The organism is Marinobacterium sp. NO-S09, assembly GCF_059179545.1.
Map to the genome: position 1 here is coordinate 2087410 of NZ_CP168954.1, position 21948 is coordinate 2109357.

General features: G+C 53.6%; 16 protein-coding genes and 3 tRNA genes. 16 read left to right on the top strand and 3 right to left on the bottom strand.

Annotated elements, in window-relative coordinates; translation table 11 throughout:
- Positions 1 to 139: 139 nt before the first annotated feature.
- Positions 140 to 1528 (bottom strand): PhoH family protein, encoded by a 1389-nt coding sequence (locus O3C79_RS09685; RefSeq protein ID WP_494382944.1) that lies wholly within the window; start codon positions 1526 to 1528, stop codon positions 140 to 142.
- Between the two features lie 208 nt (positions 1529 to 1736).
- Between O3C79_RS09685 and ppnN the strand changes: the two genes are divergently transcribed.
- The 10 genes from ppnN to O3C79_RS09735 all read left to right on the top strand — a co-directional run bounded on the left by ppnN (position 1737) and on the right by O3C79_RS09735 (position 14806).
- Positions 1737 to 3107 (top strand): nucleotide 5'-monophosphate nucleosidase PpnN, encoded by a 1371-nt coding sequence (ppnN, locus tag O3C79_RS09690; RefSeq protein ID WP_494382945.1) that lies wholly within the window; start codon positions 1737 to 1739, stop codon positions 3105 to 3107.
- 98 nt (positions 3108 to 3205) lie between these two features.
- Entirely contained in the window at positions 3206 to 4138 is a 933-nt protein-coding gene (locus tag O3C79_RS09695; protein WP_494382946.1) for a peptidoglycan DD-metalloendopeptidase family protein, read from the top strand.
- Positions 4087 to 4572, top strand: a complete 486-nt coding sequence (locus tag O3C79_RS09700; protein WP_494382947.1) for a bactofilin family protein — start codon at positions 4087 to 4089, stop codon at positions 4570 to 4572. The genes O3C79_RS09695 and O3C79_RS09700 overlap by 52 nt, the downstream gene beginning before the upstream one ends.
- Positions 4572 to 5354, top strand: a complete 783-nt coding sequence (locus O3C79_RS09705) for a class II glutamine amidotransferase (protein ID WP_010325387.1) — start codon at positions 4572 to 4574, stop codon at positions 5352 to 5354. Before O3C79_RS09700 ends, O3C79_RS09705 begins: the two co-directional genes overlap by 1 nt.
- A gap of 6 nt (positions 5355 to 5360) precedes the next feature.
- A complete protein-coding gene (locus O3C79_RS09710; RefSeq protein ID WP_494382948.1) occupies positions 5361 to 7019 on the top strand; it encodes an AMP-binding protein in 1659 nt (552 codons plus the stop codon).
- Between the two features lie 63 nt (positions 7020 to 7082).
- A complete protein-coding gene (hrpA, locus tag O3C79_RS09715; protein ID WP_494382949.1) occupies positions 7083 to 10997 on the top strand; it encodes an ATP-dependent RNA helicase HrpA in 3915 nt (1304 codons plus the stop codon).
- A 332-nt stretch (positions 10998 to 11329) separates the two neighbouring features.
- The gene (locus O3C79_RS09720; RefSeq protein WP_494382950.1) at positions 11330 to 12220 is read left to right on the top strand and encodes a porin; all 891 of its coding nucleotides are present in this window, start codon (positions 11330 to 11332) and stop codon (positions 12218 to 12220) included.
- A gap of 145 nt (positions 12221 to 12365) precedes the next feature.
- Positions 12366 to 13070: an MlaA family lipoprotein gene (locus tag O3C79_RS09725; RefSeq protein ID WP_494382951.1), complete on the top strand. Its 705-nt coding sequence runs from the start codon at positions 12366 to 12368 to the stop codon at positions 13068 to 13070.
- A gap of 81 nt (positions 13071 to 13151) precedes the next feature.
- A complete protein-coding gene (locus O3C79_RS09730; protein WP_494382952.1) occupies positions 13152 to 14324 on the top strand; it encodes a PP2C family protein-serine/threonine phosphatase in 1173 nt (390 codons plus the stop codon).
- On the top strand, positions 14321 to 14806 hold the full coding sequence (locus tag O3C79_RS09735; RefSeq protein ID WP_010325393.1) for an STAS domain-containing protein: 486 nt from the start codon (positions 14321 to 14323) through the stop codon (positions 14804 to 14806). The genes O3C79_RS09730 and O3C79_RS09735 overlap by 4 nt, the downstream gene beginning before the upstream one ends.
- Before the next feature lie 33 nt (positions 14807 to 14839).
- On the opposite strand, the gene tal is transcribed toward O3C79_RS09735, so the two are convergent.
- Positions 14840 to 15775, bottom strand: a complete 936-nt coding sequence (gene tal, locus O3C79_RS09740; protein ID WP_010325394.1) for a transaldolase — start codon at positions 15773 to 15775, stop codon at positions 14840 to 14842.
- Between the two features lie 29 nt (positions 15776 to 15804).
- Positions 15805 to 16758: a tRNA dihydrouridine(20/20a) synthase DusA gene (dusA, locus tag O3C79_RS09745; protein WP_494382953.1), complete on the bottom strand. Its 954-nt coding sequence runs from the start codon at positions 16756 to 16758 to the stop codon at positions 15805 to 15807.
- A 430-nt stretch (positions 16759 to 17188) separates the two neighbouring features.
- Between dusA and O3C79_RS09750 the strand changes: the two genes are divergently transcribed.
- The 6 genes from O3C79_RS09750 to O3C79_RS09775 all read left to right on the top strand — a co-directional run bounded on the left by O3C79_RS09750 (position 17189) and on the right by O3C79_RS09775 (position 21816).
- A complete protein-coding gene (locus O3C79_RS09750; RefSeq protein ID WP_494382954.1) occupies positions 17189 to 17566 on the top strand; it encodes a diacylglycerol kinase in 378 nt (125 codons plus the stop codon).
- An 86-nt stretch (positions 17567 to 17652) separates the two neighbouring features.
- The gene (gene gltX / locus O3C79_RS09755; protein WP_494382955.1) at positions 17653 to 19137 is read left to right on the top strand and encodes a glutamate--tRNA ligase; all 1485 of its coding nucleotides are present in this window, start codon (positions 17653 to 17655) and stop codon (positions 19135 to 19137) included.
- Between the two features lie 88 nt (positions 19138 to 19225).
- Positions 19226 to 19301, top strand: a tRNA-Ala gene (locus O3C79_RS09760).
- A 20-nt stretch (positions 19302 to 19321) separates the two neighbouring features.
- Positions 19322 to 19397, top strand: a tRNA-Glu gene (locus O3C79_RS09765).
- 25 nt (positions 19398 to 19422) lie between these two features.
- Positions 19423 to 19498: transfer RNA gene (locus tag O3C79_RS09770), tRNA-Ala, on the top strand.
- A gap of 299 nt (positions 19499 to 19797) precedes the next feature.
- Positions 19798 to 21816 (top strand): methyl-accepting chemotaxis protein, encoded by a 2019-nt coding sequence (locus O3C79_RS09775; RefSeq protein WP_494382956.1) that lies wholly within the window; start codon positions 19798 to 19800, stop codon positions 21814 to 21816.
- The last annotated feature ends 132 nt before the right edge of the window (positions 21817 to 21948 follow it).

The window sequence follows — 21948 nt, forward strand, 5'->3', positions numbered from 1 at the left end:
GGGGTGAGGGGCTGTAATTCGTCTGTAACCCGCGTCGTATAGGCGTTTAGTGTAATTTTTAGACTTTGGTCGGCAGAAAGGGAAACAGTGAATTGCGGCAGGCGTTTTGCCTGCCGCGCAGAGGAATTGGCGCCGAGGTTCAGAGATGCTCTTCGGCAAACTCGGCCAGACGTGAACGGAAAATGCCCTCGAAGTGCACACTGGCGGCGCCTTCAAAGGTACGGAAACGCTCTACTATATAGGTCAAACCCGAGGTAAGCGGTGTCAGGTAGTTAGAGTCGATTTGCGCCAGGTTGCCCAGACATACCATCTTGGTGCCCTTGCCACAGCGGGTCAGAATGGTTTTCAGCTGCTGCGGAGTCAGGTTCTGGGACTCGTCGATCAGTACGATGGCGTTCTGGATGCTGCGACCGCGAATGAAGTTCAGTGACTTGAACTGGATGTTGGCCTTTTCGATGGCGTACTTGACGCTGCTTTGCGGGCGCTCATCCTGTTCGTGCATGGCCTCAAGGTTGTCGTTGATGGAACTCATCCAGGGTGTCATTTTCTCCTCTTCGGTTCCCGGCAGGAAGCCGATATCTTCCGCTACCGGTGGGGTAGAGCGGGTCACAATGATCTTGTTGTAACGCTGCTCTTCAATCACCATCTCCAGAGCGCAGGCCAGAGCAATCAGAGTCTTGCCTGAGCCCGCAGCCCCGAGCAGGATGCTGAGGTCGATTTCCGGGTCCATCAGCGACTGCATGGCAAAGGCCTGCTGGATATTGATCGGCTGAATGCCCCAGCACATCTGATCCATCAAGCGCTCATAGCCCAGGTCCAACAGGGTGACACTCGTTTCATCAATGGCATGGGTGCGTGCGGCAAAATCCTTGCTGTCATCAAAGATGAACTCGTTGGGGTAGGTGTCCGGCAGCAGGCTGCGGTCTACCTTGTGGTAGGTGCGTCCATCTTTCTGAAAGCTGTCGACCTTATCCACGCCTTCCCAGAAGGGCGCATCCAGGTGGTGATGCCCGGCCGGCAGCATATCTATATCGCTGACCAGCTGGTCGGTGCGGTAGTCTTCTACGCGCTGCAGGCCTGCACCCAGCGCCTTGAGGCGCATGTTGATATCCTTGGTCACCAGAATGATCTGGCGATGCGGGAAGGTCGCCTGCAGGTGCAGGGCGCAGTTGATGATCAGGTTGTCCTTGTTGCTGGTGTCAGGGAGAAAACCCTGACGGCTGGTCAATTCATGGTCGGGGAAAATGGACAGCTTGCCCAGCTTGTGTTCGCGCTCCTTGCCTTCCAGTTGAATACGCACACCCTTGGTTATTTGGGCGGCGTTGGTAGCGGTGGAGAGTATCTTGTCGATCACACGGATGGCATGGCGTGCTTCTGCGGCCACGCTTTGCTTGCGGTCCTTGATGGAATCAAGTTCTTCAAGCACGGTCATGGGAATGGCAACATCCTGTTCCTTGAACTGGAACAGGCATTTGGGGTCGTGAAGCAGAACGTTGGTGTCGAGGATGTAGAGTTTTGATGCGGACATCTTTGCGCTTCCTTGTACACAGGCTTCAGCCCAAAACTAATCCATGCCCAGCACAAATACAATCGGGTACCCGGTCAAATTCTGTTATTGCGAGTTGTAACCTCGGGTTCATCAAATGGTAGTAAATCTGCTCGCAAGCATTCATAGTTAAAGCGTGCCTGTCGCCCAAGGCGGGCACGGTGTCTCCGACAGGAACAAGGAGGTCAGTATGATGACCGAGCATTACATCTCCTCCAGCGTGACCCCGCTGGATAACCTCGATGTTCTCTCTCCCTTCGAAGTGGCTCGTCTGCAGGATAAAAGCCAGGGCGGCCTGTACAATCTTTTTCGTCAGTGTGCACTGGCGGTGTTGAACTGTGGCAGCGAGCTGGACAGCACCCGCCAGGTACTTAACCGTTTTCGTGAATTTGATGTTCAGATCAGCCAGAAACATCGTGGCGTCCAGCTGGATCTGATTAACGCACCCGCTACTGCCTTTGTTGATGGCGAATTGATTCAGGGTATCAATGAGCACCTGTTTTCGGTGGTGCGCGATCTGTTGTACGTGGCTGATAAGGTGGATGGTTGTTGTGAGGGGCTGACCCCTTCGGCCATGATTACCAATCAGGTCTTCAATATGCTGCGCCACGCCGATGCGCTCAAACCCCATGTGAAACCGAATATGGTGGTGTGCTGGGGCGGGCATTCCATTCAGCATGAAGAGTATGAATACACCAAGCGTGTGGGTTACGAAATGGGCCTGCGCGGCCTGAATATCTGCACCGGCTGCGGCCCTGGGGCGATGAAAGGGCCAATGAAGGGCGCTACCATCGCCCACGCCAAGCAGCGAATCAATGATGGCCGTTATGTGGGCATCTCCGAACCCGGGATTATTGCGGCCGAGTCGCCCAACCCTATCGTTAACGAACTGATCATCATGCCGGATATCGAACGCCGCCTTGAGGCCTTTGTTCGACTGGGGCATGGCTTCGTTGTATTCCCCGGTGGTGTGGGTACGGCTGAAGAAATACTCTATATCCTCGGGATCCTGCTGCAGGAAGAGAATCGTGATCATCCATTCCCGCTTATTTTCACCGGTCCGGCCGGCAGTGATGACTATTTCAAGACCGTAGACCGCTTTATCCGAGCGACCCTTGGTGAACGTGCTGCCGGTCTTTATGAAGTAATCGTCGATGATGCTCATGAAGTGGCTGAACGTATGCGCCGTGGGTTGAACCAAGTGACGGATTTTCGCAAGCAGACCGGCGAGGCGTATCACTTCAACTGGCAACTGCGCATTCCCTATGCGTTGCAGCAGACCTTTGAGCCTACCCATGACGCCATGAGGCAGCTTAACCTGTCGCGTAATCAGACCGAACATGAGCTGGCAGCTCAGCTACGTTGTGCGCTGTCCGGAATCGTGGCGGGCAACGTCAAGGAGCCAGGTATCCGGGCGATTGAAGAACACGGTCCCTTCCAGCTCCATGGTGCGGCAGACATCATCCAGGAACTGGACCTTCTGCTTCAGGCGTTTGTTGACCAACGCCGTATGAAAATCAAACACGAGGACTACGAGCCCTGCTTTGAATTGGCATCCTGAGCCCTGTGGCTTCACCCCGGTGCTTGAGTGTCGGGGTGATGCTTGGTGTCCTCGGCTGCCAGGAGGTATAGTAGGCGTTTTTTTGAAGAGTATCCGAGTTGCGACGTAAACTGGTTCTGACCCTCACGACTACCCGTGGATCGCGTCAGATATTTCTGCACCAATTGCTGGCCTGGATGCTGCTGATTTTTTTGCTGATGTCGGCGGCCAGCTTCTTCGTGTCCAACTGGCTTCTGGTGCAGACTCAGGATGATCTGAATACCCTTGAGCGTGACCACGAAGACCTGAACGAACAGTATCAGCTTTTAATGGGGACTCAGCGTTTGTATATCTCCGAGTTGGATGACCTGAGTGAGTCCCTGTCCACGCTAAGCGCCAATAATTCCCGCCTTGCCAAAGAGAATGCGCTGATGGGCTCCAGCCTCAGTGATCTTGAATCCCGCCTTGGCTTGACCGAGCAGGTGAGCGAACAGTCACTTGAGCAGCGTATCGAATGGGCGCAGATGGCTGCCCGGCAGCGCCTTTCCTTATTGCACAGCATTCCCAATGGTGTACCGATTGAGGCCGAGCAGATCAACGACAGTTATGGCATGCGCATGCATCCCGTCCTGAAACGACGTAAAATGCACAACGGTATGGATTTCAAGGCCAGCCCGGGGACTCCCGTGTATGCCACTGCCGATGGCGTGGTGGAGTATGCGGGTTATCGCAAGGGCAGCGGCTTTGGCAATCTGGTGGTGTTACAGCATAATTTCGGTTTCAAGACCTATTTCGCCCATTTGCAAAAAGTGTTGGTTAAAAGTGGCACCTTTGTCAGTAAAGGGCAGAAAATTGCGCTCAGTGGTAACAGCGGCCGTTCTACCGGGCCGCATCTGCACTACGAAGTCCGTCACCTGTTTCGCCCGCTGGACCCGGCTCCCTTCATGAAATGGGGGCTGGATAATTTCGAGCACCTGTTTACTGAAATCGAGGAAGTGCCTTGGGAATCCTTAAGCGCAATGTATCCGCTCAATCAAGCCGAACTGCAGTAACCATTATTGCGCGGGGCAATCGGATGCAGGGCGACTTGCATCTGACTGGCAAGCTGCATGTGGACGGAGAGCTTGAGGGGCGCATAGAGTCGGCAGACGATCTGGCCGTGGGCCGCCAGGGTGTTGTGCGCGGCACCGTACGTGCGCGTCAGGTGACGGTCAGTGGAGTACTGGAAGGCGAGTTGTACTGTGAGTCCTTGCATATTGAAAGGGGCGGGCGCGTCAGTGCTAATGTGTGCAGCGAGGAGTTGATTATTGAACCTCGTGCGTCTTTTGTCGGTGAACGCCGTACTCAGGCTCAGGCTCAGGCACAGCTTGTTCAGCTTGAGCCTGAGCCTGAAAAGAGCGACTCTGACTGTCTTGAGGGCCTCGACTATCACCTGATCGATTCCCTGCCGGATCGTATTACCCTGACACGTGAGGGCAATGACTGATGTGTGAACTCTTGGGTATGAGTGCCAACGTACCAACCGATATCTGCTTCAGCTTTACTGGCTTGATGCAGCGCGGCGGGCGAACCGGCCCCCACAGTGACGGCTGGGGTATAGCCTTTTATGAGGGCAAGGGGCTACGTAGTTTTCATGATCCCGAGCCCAGTGCCAATTCCCGCATCGCCAAGCTGGTTGCTGACTACTCCATCAAGAGTCGCGTGGTTATCAGTCATATTCGCCAGGCCAATGTCGGCCAGGTGTGCCTTGAGAATACCCACCCATTCAGTCGCGAGCTCTGGGGTTACACCTGGACCTATGCGCACAATGGGCAGCTTGATCCCTCCCTGTTTGACTGGCCGCTGAAGTTTTATCATCCGGTGGGGACTACAGACAGCGAGTACGCCTTCTGCTGGCTGCTTGATCAGATTCGCAGCCGTTACCCCGAGCGCCCGGCTGACATGCATGAGCTACAGCGTTTTATTCATTACTGCTGCGAACAGCTGAGAGGCCTTGGCGTATTCAATATGCTGCTGAGCGAGTCGACTCACCTGTTCTGCTACTGCAGTACCAAACTGTCCTGGATCACGCGCCGTGCTCCCTTCGGAGAGGCTCGACTAAAGGACTGTGAAGTCAGTGTCGACTTTTATGCCGAGACAACCCCTAATGATGTGGTGACGGTTATCACCACTGAGCCGCTTACTGACAATGAGCGCTGGCAGCGTTTGGAAACTGGTGAGATGATCGTTTTCGTAGACGGGGAAGTGGTCGATCAGTTGAAGGGGTAGTTGCAGATGCAGGCAGAGCCTGATTACCAATGTTTGTCAGACCTGGTTCACTGGCTGGCTCGACGGTTTGATGAGAAGCCTGCTTTTGGTCACCTGGGTGCCAGCATCAGTTTTGCTGATCTTGAGCGCCTGTCGCGTCGTTTCGCTGCCTGGGTGCAGCACGAAACCCACTTGCAGCCTGGTGATCGTATCGCGCTGCAATTGCCCAACCTGATGCAATATCCCGTAGTTCTGTTTGGTGCACGCCGTGCAGGGCTGGTTGTGGTGAATACCAGTCCGATGCATACCGATGAAGAACTGGTTCGCCAATTGCGTGACTCTGGTGCGCGCATGCTGGTCAGCACCGCTTACATTCAGCCCTCCACACAACGGGCGCTGGAGCAGACCGAGCTGGAATATCTGGTTACAACCGAAGTAGGTGACTTGCACCCGGCGCCCAGGCGATGGTTACTGAATCTGGGTGTGCGCAGCCGGCGCCTGGGCGTAAAGCGGATGTTCAAACCCTTGCTGAGCCGATTGCCTTTCAGTGTGAGCTCGCTTGATGAAGTCATGCAAAGGGGCGCCCAGCTTATTTGGCAACCGCCGGATGTTCCTGAGCGCTGGGCGAACCTGGCGTTGTTGCAGTACACCGGCGGGACGACCGGGCCGGCCAAGGGCGCCATGCTCAGTGAGCAGGCGCTGCTCGCCAACCTGTCTCAGGTCGGTGAGCTGCTGGATGTGGTATCCGCTGAGGGTGCCGAACGGTTGTTGCAGCCCTTGCCGCTTTACCATATCTATTCATTCATGCTGACGCTGGTGATGATGAGTCGGGGGGCCTATACCGAGCTGATCCCTGACCCGAGAAAAGTACGCCTTCTGGTCAAGGCCTGGGATCGGGTTGAGCCTACGGTGCTGGCCGGTATCAATCCTCTCTTTATACATCTTTGTCAGCAACCCGAATTTCAGCGACTGGATTTCAGTGGCCTCAAGTTAACGATCTCCGGTGGCATGGCGCTGACCCGTTCGGTGGCTGCACGCTGGCAGCAGGTGACCGACAATCAGATATGTGAAGGCTATGGTCTGACCGAATGCTCACCGGTGGTCAGTGTCAATCGGCCTGATGCGATTCGCCTGGGCACCGTAGGTCAGCCTGTTCCCGGTACTCGAGTAAGGGTGGTCGATGAAAGCGGGAATCCCTTGCCTGCAGGTGAGTCAGGACGTATTCAGGTTGCCGGTCCTCAGTTGATGCAGGGTTACTGGCATCAGCCGGAGGAAAGTCGGGCCGTTATGGTCGACGGCTATCTGGATACCGGTGATATAGGGTTTTTGGATGCCAGCGGGCACCTGAAAATTATTGATCGCCTTAAAGAGATTATTAATGTGTCAGGCTTCAATGTGTATCCGAGCGAGCTGGAGGATGTGATTGCCTGTCATCCGGATATTCTGGAATGTGCAGCAGTGGGTTTGCCCGACAGTTGCACAGGGGAGCAGATCAAGCTTTATGTGGTTTCGGCTAATCCGCGTTTGAGTATCAAACAGGTGCGCGAATACTGCCGTGAGCGTCTGACTGCCTATAAGGTACCCAAGTCGGTCGAGTTTTGTAAACGTCTGCCACGTACGGCGGTTGGCAAGGTTTGCCGTCGTCAGTTGCGGGAGCGCGCAGGGTTGCCCATCGCCAGGGATTAGAAATTGCCGTGCCAGTGTGGATAATGGGCGGCACTTCATTCATCAGCGACAAGGCGTGCCAGATTGTCCCAGCGAATCACCTCTTTGCTACAACAACTTCCCCAGTGTCGAATTGCTGATCGCTTTCCGCTCAGGCGAGCCCTTAAGAACGCGCAGAGCAAGAAGGCGGAAGATGAAGCTGCGCTTGATCAACTTGCGGCCAGACTGGAGGCCTCGATTGAGCGGGTAGAAACGCTGAAAGCCTCTGCTGTTGTCCCGGAGTATCCTGACTTGCCGGTTTCGGCACGTCGTGAAGAGCTGCTGAACGCTATTCGTGACAATCAGGTTGTTGTGATTGCAGGCGAGACCGGCTCCGGTAAAACCACGCAGATACCCAAGCTCTGTCTTGAATTGGGGCTTGGCTGCTACGGCATGATTGGCCACACCCAGCCTCGACGGCTGGCGGCTCGCACGGTTGCATCACGTATTGCTGAAGAGCTGAAAACGCCACTGGGTGAGCGGGTTGGCTATCAGGTGCGCTTTCATGACCAGGTGTCCGAGGGTACCCAGGTCAAGCTGATGACCGATGGTATCTTGCTGTCAGAAACGCAGCGGGATCGTTTTCTTGAGCAGTATGAAGTCCTCATCATTGATGAGGCTCACGAGCGCAGTCTCAATATTGATTTCCTGTTGGGTTACATCAAGCGGATTCTGCCCCGGCGTCCTGATCTAAAGGTCATCATTACTTCAGCAACAATCGACCTGGAGCGCTTTTCCAAACACTTTGATAATGCGCCTGTTATCGAAGTGTCTGGGCGAACCTATCCGGTTGATGTCCTCTACCGGCCCTTGCATGAGATGGAAGGAGAGGATGAGAAGGCCGTTGATCTGCAGCAGGGGCTTCTGGCCGCTGTAGACGAATTGATAGAAATTGATCTGGCCAAGCGCTCGGGAGGGCCGGGGGATATTCTGGTGTTCCTGCCGGGTGAGCGTGAAATTCGGGAAACGGCAGAAACCCTGCGTAAAGCAAAGCTGCGGGACACCGAAGTGATTCCCTTGTATGCCCGCCTGTCACTGACAGAGCAAAATCGTGTATTCCATGAGCAGCGCAAGGCGGGGCGCCGAATAGTCCTGTCAACAAACGTTGCGGAAACTTCACTTACAGTCCCGGGGATTCGCTATGTTATCGATCCGGGTCAGGCGCGCATATCCCGCTACAGTGTCCGTTCCAAGGTGCAGCGTCTGCCAGTGGAAGCGGTCTCCCAGGCCAGCGCCAACCAGCGTGCCGGCCGCTGTGGCCGCGTTGCCCCTGGTGTCTGTATTCGTCTCTATTCGGAAGAGGATTATTTATCCCGTCCCGAGTTCACAGATGCAGAAATCCGTCGCACCAATCTCGCGGCCGTCATTCTGCAGATGTTGCAGTTGAAGCTGGGTGATATTCGAGACTTTCCCTTTGTCGACCCGCCCGATACACGCTTGATCAACGACGGCTTTAAATTGCTGGAAGAGCTGGGTGCGGTTGATACCCAGCGGCGTATGACGAAAATTGGCCGTCAGCTGGCGCGCCTGCCGGTGGATCCGCGTATTGCCCGAATGGTCATTGAAGGCGGGCAGCGTGATGCGTTGCGTGAAGTCATGATTATTGCCAGTGCACTGAGTGTGCAGGATCCACGTGAGCGACCGCATGATAAACGCCAGGCGGCAGATCAAAAGCACAAGGAATATGCGGACGAAGAGTCCGACTTCATGACATTGCTGAATTTGTGGCAGTTATGGAGTGAGCAACGTGAAGAGCTCAGCCAGAGCCAATTGAGGCGGTGGTGTCAGAAAAACTTCCTCTCCTTTATGCGTCTGCGCGAATGGCGGGATGTGCATCGCCAGTTGCATATCAGTACTCGTGAGCTGGGCTTGAAAGAGAATAGTGAGCCAGCTGACTATCGCACAGTGCACACTTCCCTTTTGGCGGGCTTGCTCAGCCATATTGGCTTCAAGCAGGAGAAAGGTGAATACCTCGGGGCTCGCAATCGGCGCTTTAAAATCTTTCCGGCCTCGGGTGTGTTCAAGAAAGCACCCAAGTGGGTTGTGGCGGCTGAACTGCTGGAGACCAGTCAGCTGTTTGCCCATCAGGTTGCGCGTATTGAGCCTGAGTGGATAGAGCCGCTGGCCAAGCACCTGGTGAAACGTAACTGGTCTGAACCTCGTTGGGAGAAAAAGCGGGCGCAGGTGGTAGCCAATGAACAGGTGAGCCTGTTCGGTGTCATTATTGTTCCCAAGCGCCGGGTTAATTTCGGTGCTATTGACCCTGATGCCTCGCATGAAATCTTTATACGTAGTGCGTTGGTGGAGGGCGAATTCAATACCCGTGCACCTTTCTTTCAGCATAACCGCGAACTGCTGGCCAGCGTTGAAGGATTGGAAGACAAGTCACGTCGACGTGACCTTCTCGTAGACGAAGAGCAGCTGTACCAGTTTTATGCCCGGCGCTTTGATGAGCTGGGTGGTGGGCATGTGGTCAACGGGAAGGGGTTTGAGCACTGGCGCAAGCAGGTGGAAGCCGAAAGTCCTGATGCCCTGTTTATGAGTGAATCTGATGTGCTGCAACGCGACAGTGATCATGTCAGTGAAAATCAGTACCCGGATACCCTTGCCCTGGATGGCGTACAATTAAAGCTGAGCTATCACTTTGAGCCGGGCTCGGAGCAGGATGGCGTGACTCTGGAGCTGCCACTGGCATTGCTTCGAGTGGCGCCGCTGCAACGATTGGAATGGCTGGTGCCGGGGCTGCTTGAGGAAAAGGTGGTTGCGATTCTTAAAGGATTGCCCAAGCAACTGCGCAAGCATTTTGTGCCGGTACCCAATTATGCCGGGGCGTTCTGTGAAGCCGCCGTGTTCGCAGAGGGGGATTTGTACGAGGCGTTGTCTCTCCAGTTGCTGAGAATGACCGGCACCCGGGTGCCAGCTGAAACGCTCCGTGAAGTCACGCTTGATCCGCATCTGTATTTCAGTATCAGGCTGCTGGATGAACAGGATCGCCAGATCGGTATGGGGCGTGATTGGGAACAGCTCAACAAGCGCTTCGGCGACCAGGCGGAAGAGGCTCTTCAGTCCGGGCCTTCGGAACAATGGGGGCAGACTGGCCTGACCAGCTGGAGTTTTGATGATCTGCCAGACGTGGTAAGTCTGCGCCAGGCTGGAGGAATCCAGGTGGAGGCCTGGCCCGGCCTGATTGATCAGGGTGATAGTGTTGAGCTGCGTGTGTTGCCATCAAGGGATCTTGCCAATCAGCAAAGCCTGAGAGGTGTGGCACGTTTAATTTTGCTGGCTTTTCCCGCGCAGCAGCTTAAATACTTGCGGCGTGAGTTACCCAAGTTAAACGAAAGTATAATATTGACGGGCAAGCTGGTTGATCGCAGAGCATTGGAAAATGATGCGTTATTGCTGGCAGCAATGAAGTCAGCTCAGCTGAGTATAGAAAACCTGCCGCGTAACCGAGAAGCCTTTGATGCTGCTTTGGTGCATGCGAAGGCTGATATTGCTGAGCACCTGGTTGAGGTGGGTGAGTTTATCCATCGTTGTCATCGCTCGGTTCACCGTATCAATAAACAGCTCAATAAGCGCAATATCAATTTGCAGGCGGTGCCCGTACTTAATGATATCAAGCAGCAGATGGCCGATTTGATGGGGCCACATTATCTGATCGATATCGATTACGAGTGGCTATCGGAGCTGCCACGCTACCTGGAAGCGATTGAGGTACGACTGGAAAAGTATGCGCGTAATCTCAGGCAGCAGTGTGTTTGGTCTGAGCAGTTGGCAGAATTTCGTACCAAATATTTGAAGAAAGAGCAGGATTACTCAGCCCGTCATGAGCGTCCTGTGGACTTGATCCGGTTAAGATGGTTGCTGGAAGAGTATCGGGTTTCTCTCTTTGCCCAGCAGTTGGGTACACGTGAATCCGTATCAGAAAAGCGTTTGCGTCAATTATTGCAGACGTTATGAGGGATAAAGTTCCTCAAACTTAATCTTTCCTGTTGATGGGTATCAAAAACAGGGAGAAAACCCCGTTTTCAGGGGGCTGAAAGACTTGTTTGACGAAAAAGGCTGTGCTGTAATGCGGGTAATTAAGGTGGTTGCTCAGTCGTCGCGGGCTTCAAACCTCGCAATGGATGGCAATTGCCAGGCAACATCGCAGGCTTTTGGATTGAAAAACTCAGGTTTTTGCATTCACTGGTTTGCAATACACTGGATTTATAGTATTTTTCTGGAAGCACCATAAGTGCTAAGAAAAACTAGAATTCACTACTAGTATGTTGAATGAAGGGGAAATGTTGATGAAAAAGTCACTGATTGCTCTGGCTGTTGCTGGTGCCATGACTGCTCCGATGATCGCTCAGGCCGACGCTACTCTGTACGGTTCTCTGCGTGTCAAGCTGGTTGATACTGACAGCACTAACATGGATATTGCCGATAACTCTTCCCGTATCGGTATCAAAGGTTCTTCTGACCTGTTCTCTGGCGCCAAGGCTATCTACCAGTTCGAACAGTTTATCAACACTGAAGCAGGTGCTTGGGGCGGCGGTCGTCTGTCTTACATCGGTGCTACTGGTGATTTCGGTACCGCTCAGGTTGGTCGTATGTGGACTCCGTACGCTCTGTGGACTGTATTCACAACTGATATCGTGGACAACGGTACCAGCGGTAGCTCTGGCTACGTGATCGGTGCTCACCGTACTCCTGAAACTCTGGCGTACATCTCGCCGGAAATGGGTGGCTTCCAGTTCGCTGGTGCGGTGCTGATGTCTGATAACGCAGCGGTCCTGGACGAAAATGTTGACGTTTCTCACGCTGCTGCCAAGTTCTCAGCTGGTGGCTTCATGGGTGCGGTTTCTTACCTGGGCTACGAAGAAGGCATGTACGACGACGTAGTTTCTCTGGGTCTGTCTTACACTATGGGCGACCTGTACCTGGGTGCTCGTTACGAAGATCGTGATCTGGTAATGGCTGACGATCAGGACGCTTGGGAACTGGCTGGTTCTTACACCATGGGCCACACCAAACTGCTGGCTAACTACATCGATGATGAAGCCGATGGTGATGACGGTGAGCAGTGGTCTCTGGAAGCTCAGCAGAAGCTGGGTAAACAGGCACGCGTATTTGCTTCCTACGTTGACTACGGTAACGACGACAACGGCGTTGAGCTGGGTTACCGCGTAGACTTCTAAGTTTGACTTTTTAAAAGTCGCTTAAAAAAGGCTCCTTCGGGGGCCTTTTTTGGTTTTATGGATACCTCATGTAAACGGCGCGGGTTTAATTGCGCGGAAACAGCGGCTAGAATGACAGCTGCTTCGGCTTAACTAAGGAATATATATGCTGTCTTTTTCCATGCGTACGGGGGCTCTGGCTACAGCATTGGCCCTGTCTGGTATGGCGCCTGTCGTAGCGGGTGCTGAAAAAGCGGATCCACTGGAAAGGATGAACCGGTCAATTTTTTCGTTTAACGAAACCGTAGATAAATATACCCTAAAGCCTTTGGCACAAGGGTATCGCTATATCACACCGGATATTGCCGAAACAGCCGTGAGTAATTTTTTTCACAATCTGCGTGATGTGAATAATCTTGCCAATAATCTTTTTCAGCTGAAATTTGAGGGTGCTGGCAAAAGCTTGGCACGCCTGGCATTTAATTCCACCTTTGGCCTTGCTGGTTTTATTGATGTGGCAACCCCGATGGGAATACAACGCCACGGAGAGGATTTTGGCCAGACACTCGGTTATTGGGGTGTGTCAAGTGGCCCTTATCTGGTGCTTCCATTTTTCGGACCCAGTACTGTTCGTGATGGCTCTGCGATGGTTGTAGATATGAATATTGATCTAACCAACCGAGTCGATCATGTACCTACCCGTAACAGTTTGTATGGCTTGCTGCTGATTGATACGCGCAGTCGTTTGCTTGAAGCTGAGCAAATTATTACTGGTGACAAGTATCTGTTCACGCGAGATGCTTACCTCCAGCGCCGTGACTACCTGATTAATGATGGCCAGGTTAGCATCCAGTACGATGAGGACTTCTAGTCCTGAGGTATGGTTGCAAGCCTGTCATATTGGGGCTAGTGTGAGGCTTCCAGTGTCAGTTTTCATGCCTAAGGCTGATTGATGGACCTACATCACCAAAGGGTGCTGCTGCTTTCAGCCAGTGCCGAAACATCTGACAGGATTTTTGAACTGTGTGGCCAGTGTGATCATCATCAGCTTACACTGGTTCACTGTGCCGACCTTGAAGAGGTTGAGCATCAACTAGATCATTTTCCTGTTTCTCTCCTGATATTCGATCTGGCGTCGGTTGGCAGCAGTGTCACCATGGATGCGCTGGCGCAACGGTTGAGCCCCAAGCCTCTGGTTGCCTTGATCGAAGAGGGGACGGCAGAGCAGTTGGTCGCTGCGCTCAGAAGTGGGGCGGATGATGTGTATGTCATCGGCGAGCTTCAGCTTCATCCTGATCTGTTTATTCAGTCCGTCGAGCGCCAGCTCAAGCGAGCGCGTTACATTGAAGAGGTTTACAGCCTCAGGGATAGTCTGGAGCGGAGTCTGGATGAGCTGCGTGAAGACCAGCATGCTGCCCAGCAGGTTCAGTTAAACCTGCTGCCGCCCACCAGCCAGCGAATCAATAGTCTTGAATTTGATTATATTCTCAAGCCCTCGCTGCTGTTGAGTGGGGATTTTGTTGATGCATTTCCCATCAATGATCAGCTCTCCATGTTCTATCTTGCTGATGTGTCGGGCCATGGCGCTTCTTCGGCGCTGGTGACAGTGTTGTTGAAAAACATGACGCATCGTCTGTTGCGGAATTTCCGACGCAATTCCAGCTTTGATATTCTCTCGCCGGTTTCAACGCTCGAGCGTATCAATCGTGAAATGCTGCTCACGTCTCTGGGTAAGCATCTGACCATGTTTGTCGGGGTGATTGATCATGATCGCAGCTGTCTGGATTACGCCGTTGGTGGTCACCACCCGCTGCCAATACTGCGTCAAAACGGAGAAGTGCGCTATCTTGAAGGTAAGGGTATGCCGCTGGGGTTGTTTGATGAGCCGCACTTTGAGCGCCACTTTTGTGAGTTGGATGCGGCTTTTGATATCACGCTTTTTTCCGATGGTATTCTCGAAATTATTGACGGTGACTCTCTTCGCGAAAAAGAAGATTGCTTATTGCGACAGTGTTCAAGTGAATGGGACTCGCCAGAGCAATTATTGCAGAGTATGATGCCTGCCGGACGGGCTGATAACCCGGATGATGTTGCGATCATGAGGGTACGCAGAGACGCTTTATGAGTGATGGCGCGATTTACTACGCGTGTCGTGACGGGCACTATGTGTTGAAGTTTGCCGGTGATGTTCGTTTGACGCTTTGTTCTACTATCGAGCGTCATTTGGACAGTGTTTTGCAGCGTGATGATATCACCGACACTCTGGTTGATTTGACCGAAACCGAGAATATCGACAGCACTTCGCTGGGTCTTATTGCCAAGCTGGCCATCAAGGCTGACAAAAAAGGCATGCCTCAACCAACCCTTGTCTCGACGCGAGATGATATTACCCGCATTCTTATGAGCATGGGTTTTGATCGTGTGTTTGTGCTGGTGCCTGAGTTGCCAGCCGACCGCTGCGAGCTCAAGCAGGTTCCTTTTGTGCAGGAGTCGGAAGATGAGGTGCGCTCAAGGATTCTGGATGCGCATAAGGTGCTCAGCGATTTGAATGACAGCAACCGTGAGGCCTTTAAGGACCTGGTTGCGACACTGGAGAACTGTCGCTGACAGTCCTCCATTCACGTATTTTCCCTGCCTGATTTAGCAAGCTGCCAGTAGCTGTTCCAGCTTGACCTGGTCTGCAGCAAAGTTACGGATACCTTCTGCCAGTTTTTCATGTGCCATCAGGTCTTCGTTCATCTTCCAGCGGAACTGGCTTTCAGTCAGTATTTCGCGCGGGTCATCGCTCTTGGTTTCGGCGGTTAGACGTCGTTCCAGCTCGCTATCGTCTTCAGCCAGTGCCTGCATCAGGGCGGGGCTGATGGTCAGGCGGTCGCATCCGGCAAGTGCCTGAATCTCGCCTGTGTTACGAAAGCTGGCGCCCATTACGACGGTGTTGTAGCCATGGGTTTTGAAGTAGCGATAGATACGGCTGACCGACTGCACACCAGGGTCCTGATCGAAGCTAAAATCGGCATCGGGCTGGCGTTGCTTGTGCCAGTCAAGAATACGGCCGACAAAAGGTGAAATCAGGTAGATACCGGCATCGGCGCAGGCTTGAGCCTGGGCAAAACTGAACAGGAGCGTCAGATTGCAGTTGATGCCTTCCTGCTCCAGCTGGCGCCCGGCTTCAATTCCTTCCCAGGTGGAAGCAATTTTAATCAGTACACGGTCCCGTGGGATATCCAATGCTTCATACTGCTGGATCAGTTCGCGGGCCTTGGCAATGGTCGCCTGAGTGTCAAACGACAGGCGTGCATCCACCTCAGTCGAGATGCGTCCCGGGATGATCTGAGTAATTTCGCGGCCAATGAGTACACCAAAGCGATCGCTCATGCGTTGCAGCTGATCGTCACCGGTGCCGGCCCAGGCCTTGGCTTCCTGCAACAGTGCGGCGTACTTGCTTTCCTGTGCTGCTTTCAGAAGCAGGGACGGGTTGGTAGTGGCATCGACGGGCTGGTATTCACGGATGGCATCAATGTCACCGGTATCGGCGACGACGGTGGTCATCTGTTTCAGTTGTTGCAGTTGGTCCATCAGTGTATGTCCTGTTGCAGTCGGTTAAATCATTCGGTGTCCGGACTGGGGGTTACCAGTGCCAGTGCCGCGCGAAAGGTGTCGACAGCGGCATCACGTTTGTGGCCATTTTCACTCAGATAACGGCGGAACTGTTTACCGCCACGCTGGCCGTGAAAAAGGCCCAATAGATGTTTGATGACGGCGTAAAGCGGGGCACCTTCGGCCAGGCGTTTTTCGAGGTGGGGGATAAAGGCTTCGGCAACATCCAGGCGGCTCAAAAACGGATGGTCGTCATTGAAAAAGCGTGCGTCCGCCTGGCTCAGCAGCGGCCAGGGGTTCTGATAGGCTTCACGGCCGATCATGACACCATCTACATGTTGCAAATGTGTGTCACACTCCTCCAGCGTCTTGATACCGCCGTTAATAACGATTTCCAGATCGGGAAACAGCTCCTTGATACGATAGACGCGGTCATACATGAGCGGGGGGATGTCGCGGTTCTCTTTCGGACTCAAGCCGTCGAGTATCGCTTTACGCGCATGAATGGTGAAGCTGCGGCAGCCGCTTTGGCGTACCACCTCAACAAAGCGGTGCAGATGCTCGAAACTATCCAGATCGTCGATACCCAGGCGGTGCTTCACGGTTACCGGGATATCCACAGCAGCCTGCATCTCGGCCAGGCATTCCGCAACACGTTCAGGGAATTCCATAAGGCAGGCCCCGATCATATTGTTCTGAACGCGATCACTGGGGCAGCCAACATTGAGGTTTACTTCGTCATAACCCCACTCCTGCGCCATACGCGTGCAGGTCGCAAGGTCTGCGGGATTGCTGCCACCCAATTGCAACGCAATCGGGTGTTCGCTTTCTTCATAGCGCAGGTGGCGGGCCGCATCGCCGTGGATAAGAGCACCGGTGGTGACCATTTCGGTATACAGCAGAGTGTGGCGGGACATCAGGCGGTGGAAAACGCGGCAGTCTGATGTTGTCCAGTCCATCATGGGGGCAATACTGAAGCGGCGATTGACTGGGTCTGACTGCGCTTGGGTGTGTGAGGAGGTTGTCTTTTCTAATGCCTGTGTATTCATGCGTGCCTACTGCGAGTTTAGCGGTCTGCGTGAAAGTGTGTCCAGGCCCTATGCTGGATCATGAAAGCCAAGGTTGCTCGCGCAGAGATTGGACGGGAATTGTATCATAGCGGGCGGGGATTTAAGGCGGCTTTAAGTCTGGATGTTTATCTTTGCGGCAAAGCGCTGGCCCTGTCATTGAGTGACAGGTAAATCCTCGGTAAAGCGTTAAGCTTTAACGGATTTGTATGGAAACTCTGACAAGCTGGAACTGTCTTGTAATGGCATGCAAACTGCTGCTGTTTTAATCGGGTGTGTAGCCGTGGTCGATCCGGTTCATACTATTCAAATTTAAGGAGCTGTCGTGATTGTAACCAAGTCAACCGGGCTGATTCGCTTTTATCATGCCACCCGATATTCATTAAAAGGGCTAAAGGCGGCCTATCGCTCAGAGCCTGCGTTTCGTTATGAAACCTGGGCGGCGTTGGCAATGCTGCCCTTCTCATTCTGGATTGCTCAATCGGGGTTGCAGCTGGGATTGTTGATCAGCACCCTGTTGCTGGTGCTGATCATGGAATTGGTGAATACGGCAATAGAAGCAATCGTGGACAGGGCTGGTACCGAGTTTCATGCGTTGGCGGGGCTGGCGAAGGACCTGGGTTCGGCTGCCGTTTTGTTCAGCCTGTTTATCACTGCGCTTGTCTGGGGCGGTATCATCTATGACAACTTCCTTGTGAGCTAATGCAGGCTGGCATGGCTGCCGCCCCTGTTCACAGGCTATAATCCGTTGTTTTCGTAAACCACCAACAGGATCGAGTACAGAGAATCATGACTGTTCGTACCCGTGTAGCGCCGTCTCCCACCGGTGATCCCCATGTGGGCACCGCCTATATCGCACTGTTTAACCTCGCATTCGCCCGCCAGCACGGTGGTCAGTTCATTCTGCGCATCGAGGATACTGACCAGACGCGCAGCACCGATGAGTCGGAACAGGCGATTCTTGATTCCTTGCGCTGGCTGGGCCTGGAATGGGATGAGGGGCCTGATGTCGGTGGTGAATACGGGCCCTATCGCCAGAGTGAACGCAAGGACATGTACAAGGACTTCGCCATGCGTCTGGTGGAAGAGGGAACCGCGTTCCTGTGCTTCCGTACCGCCGAAGAGCTGGATGAGCTGCGTGAATCACGCAAGGCTGATGGCAAGCATACAGCGCTGAAACAGAGCGACCTGGAACTTCCACAAGACGAAGTCGAACGCCGTATGGCGGCAGGCATGCTCTATGTTGTGCGCATGAAAGTGCCGGAAGAGGGTGTCTGTGTCATTGATGATATGCTGCGCGGCCCGATTGAGCTGGACTGGGGGCAGGTCGATGCTCAGATTCTGCTCAAGTCTGATGGCATGCCGACCTATCATCTGGCCAATGTGGTCGATGATCACCTGATGAAAATTACCCATGTGATCCGTGGTGAAGAGTGGATCAACTCTGCGCCCAAGCACAAACTGCTGTATCAGTACTTTGGCTGGGATATGCCGCAGCTGTGCCACATGCCGCTGCTGCGTAACCCGGACAAGTCCAAGCTGTCCAAGCGCAAGAACCCGACCAGCATTCTGTACTATCAGCGCATGGGCTTCCTGCCGGAGGCGTTGCTGAACTATCTGGGTCGCATGGGCTGGTCAATGCCGGACGAGCGCGAGAAGTTCAGTCGTGATGAAATGTTCGCCAACTTTGACATCCAGCGTGTATCGCTGGGCGGTCCTGTTTTTGACCAGGAAAAATTGAGCTGGTTGAACGGTCTGTGGATTCGTGAAGACCTGACACCGGAGCAGTTTGCCGCTCAGGTTCAGAAGTGGGCGCTTAACCCGGAATACCTGATGCAGATTATTCCGCTGATTCAGCCGCGTGTAGAGAAATTCTCCGACGTGGCGCCTCTGGCCGGGTTCTTCCTCAGTGGCATGCTTTCGATTTCCGAGGCGGACTTTGAGCACAAGAAGCTGGAGCAGGAAGAGATTCAGCGCATCCTGCAGTTCAGTGTCTGGCACCTTGATCAGCAGACAAAATGGGATCGCGACAGCCTGTTTGCCGAGCTGAAAGGTCTGGCCGATGGCATGGAAATCAAGATTCGTGATTTTCTGTTCCCGCTGTTTGTGGCGATTGCCGGTACTTCGCAGAGTGTATCCGTGGTGGATGCCATGTCCATTCTGGGTCCGGATATGAGCCGTGCGCGCTTGCGTCATGCTCTGGAAGTGGTGGGTACACCTTCCAAGAAGGCCACCAAGCGTCTTGAGAAAGAGTATCGTGCGCTAAGCGCATGATTAGACTCATAATTTTTTGTGACGTTTTGCTAAAAAGTGTTTGACACCACAGGGTGGGGCGATTAATATACGCCCCGTCCTGTGACGAGGGGCCTTAGCTCAGCTGGGAGAGCGCAACACTGGCAGTGTTGAGGTCAGCGGTTCGATCCCGCTAGGCTCCACCATAATCGTCATTGACCACAGCGTCCCATTCGTCTAGTGGCCTAGGACACCGCCCTTTCACGGCGGTAACAGGGGTTCGAACCCCCTATGGGACGCCATTCCCTTCAGGTCTATCCTGTACGTGGGGCCTTAGCTCAGCTGGGAGAGCGCAACACTGGCAGTGTTGAGGTCAGCGGTTCGATCCCGCTAGGCTCCACCAATTTCCTCTGGTTTATTTCTTTTAGCCTCCTGATTGTTTCTTATTGACATCACCGCAGCCTGGTCTGTGCTCGGGTGTTTTGTCGCTATTGCATCTATCTGTTTTTGCTGTCTCTTAATGTCAATTTTGTGGCCTGTTCTGCCATGTCCTAACGGCTGTCTTGTTGTTTAAATGACACTTTAAAGTGTTCTTGCAAGTAAATGCCTGTCCGCATTAGTTAACCAATGCTTTGCCGGCAGTTAGCGGAGACGCTTTGTTCTGGAAACCGACTCTACAACAATAATAAGTTGGAACACCTGATGCCAAGTTTGCTTACGCCCGCGATTAGTCTGATGAACAGGCTGTCCTACCTGTCTAAATTTATTCTGATCAATTTGCTGTTTCTCATTCCCCTGCTGTGGCTGGCCTATATGCAACTGAGTGATATATCGGCTCGGGAGGGCTCTATCCGGCAACAGCTGAGCGGAATGGAGGCCTTGCAGCAAGCCCTTGAGTTGACCCGTATCGCCGGTGAGGTTCGAGACCTGACCGTGGTGCGTGAAACCGCTAATGTCCTGCAACAGGAGATCGCCGAGCTGGGTGATTCCTATGCGGAAAATCTGGCAAGGTTGCAGGTCTATGTGGCCGAGCTGGGGCTGGAAGGCAAGCTGACGGACTCGTTTGAGCGGCTTGAGGCAATCAGTAACAAGCCGCTGATGTCGTCCGGCTCGAATACCGAAGGCAGCTTTGCCAATGAAAACCAGTTGGTTCTGGAAAGCTGGATACTGGTGCACACCATCGGCTATCACACAGGGCTCTATCAGGATTCGGATCCGAACAACTTTGTCTTGATGAAAACGGTACTCGATTCCATGGAGTCGCTGCTTGAGCATCAGGGGCAGATGCGCAGCTTCTCCACGCTTACTGTGCGTTCGGGCACCATGAACTCCACGATGATTGAAATTCTCAGTCGATTGATGGACGAGTTGTTAAGTGACCAGAAGCGTCTCGATAGTGCCTTGCGGCCTGTTCTGGGTAACGAGGCCGTTTATGGAAAAGCTGTTATTGAATCGGCGCAAGCAATCGTTGAGAGTCTGGAGCAAGGGGTTGTTCGTTTCGAGAACGATTTGCTTCTGGATGAAAATATCGATTATGACTGGCGCGGCTATTATCAGCGCGAATCGGCCACGACTAAGCAGGTGTATGTATTCATTGATGCTGCGTTGCAATTCGTTAATGGTCGGTTGCAGCAGCGTTATAGTGCGCAGGAGCAGCTGTTCCATGGGCTTTTGGCTGCCCTTGTGCTGGTGTTTGTGCTCACCAACTATCTGATGCTGGGCTTCAGTGTGTCGGTGCGTAGGGCAATTAATGCGTTGCTGTCGGCAGCGGAGTCAGTGGCGCAGGGTGATTTGACTCAGCAGGTCTCTATCGGGAATCGTGATGAAATGGGACGACTGGCGGGGCGATTCAATGCCATGGTCGATCAGATGCGCAATCTGCTGGGGCAGGTCACCAGTACGGCGCAGTCTGTGGCAAGCCAGGCTGCTGTGGTGGATGGTATTGCCCACCGGAGCCGTGAGGATGTTGAGCGTCAGCAGCAGGAAACCGAGCAGGTGGCAACGGCGGTCAATCAGATGGTTGCCAGTGCAGAAGATGTTGCCAGGCAAACCCAAGTGGCCTCACGTGAAACCGGCAGTGTGGATTCCGAAGCGATGCAGGGGCAAAAGCTGGTTGAGGTGACACTGGGTGATATACATCAGCTGTCGACGGATATCGATAACGCCATGGGCTCAATTCGCCGGCTGGTGAAGGAAAGTGACACCATTGCCCAGGTCCTGGATGTCATTAAGGGGGTTGCCGAACAAACCAACCTGCTGGCGCTTAATGCGGCGATCGAGGCAGCTAGAGCAGGAGAGCAGGGGCGCGGCTTCGCCGTCGTTGCTGATGAGGTGCGTACTTTGGCCAAGCGCACTCAGGAATCAACGGCGGAAATAGAAAGTATGATTCTTGGTTTGCAGTCGGGCGTGGGTGAGGCTGTAAAAGCGATGGAGGTGTCGCATGGCAAGGTTGGTCAGACGGTGTCCAATTCCTCTGAAGTTGGCCGTAGCCTCGAGCACATCTCGACCGCGATCAGTCGCATTCTCGATTTCAACACCCAGATCGCCTCGGCAGGTGAGCAGCAGACACAAGTGGCCAGCGAAATCGAGCGCAATATACATTCAATTAGCCAGGTGGGTAGCCAAACCGCCAATGGTGCACGTGAGACCGTAGAAGCCTGTCGTCAAATGGCGCAGCAAACAGAGCGACTTCAGGCAGTGGTGTCCGCTTTCAAAGTTTAGGCCGGGTGCTGGCAGGGGGGGGGTAGCACCCTGTGCATCCCGTTGTTCTTCTTGTAGTGCGTAGCGCCCTGCCAATTGGCAGGGCGCTTTACGTTCAGGGGGTGCCTCTTTCTTCTGGCGGCATGTGTGGCG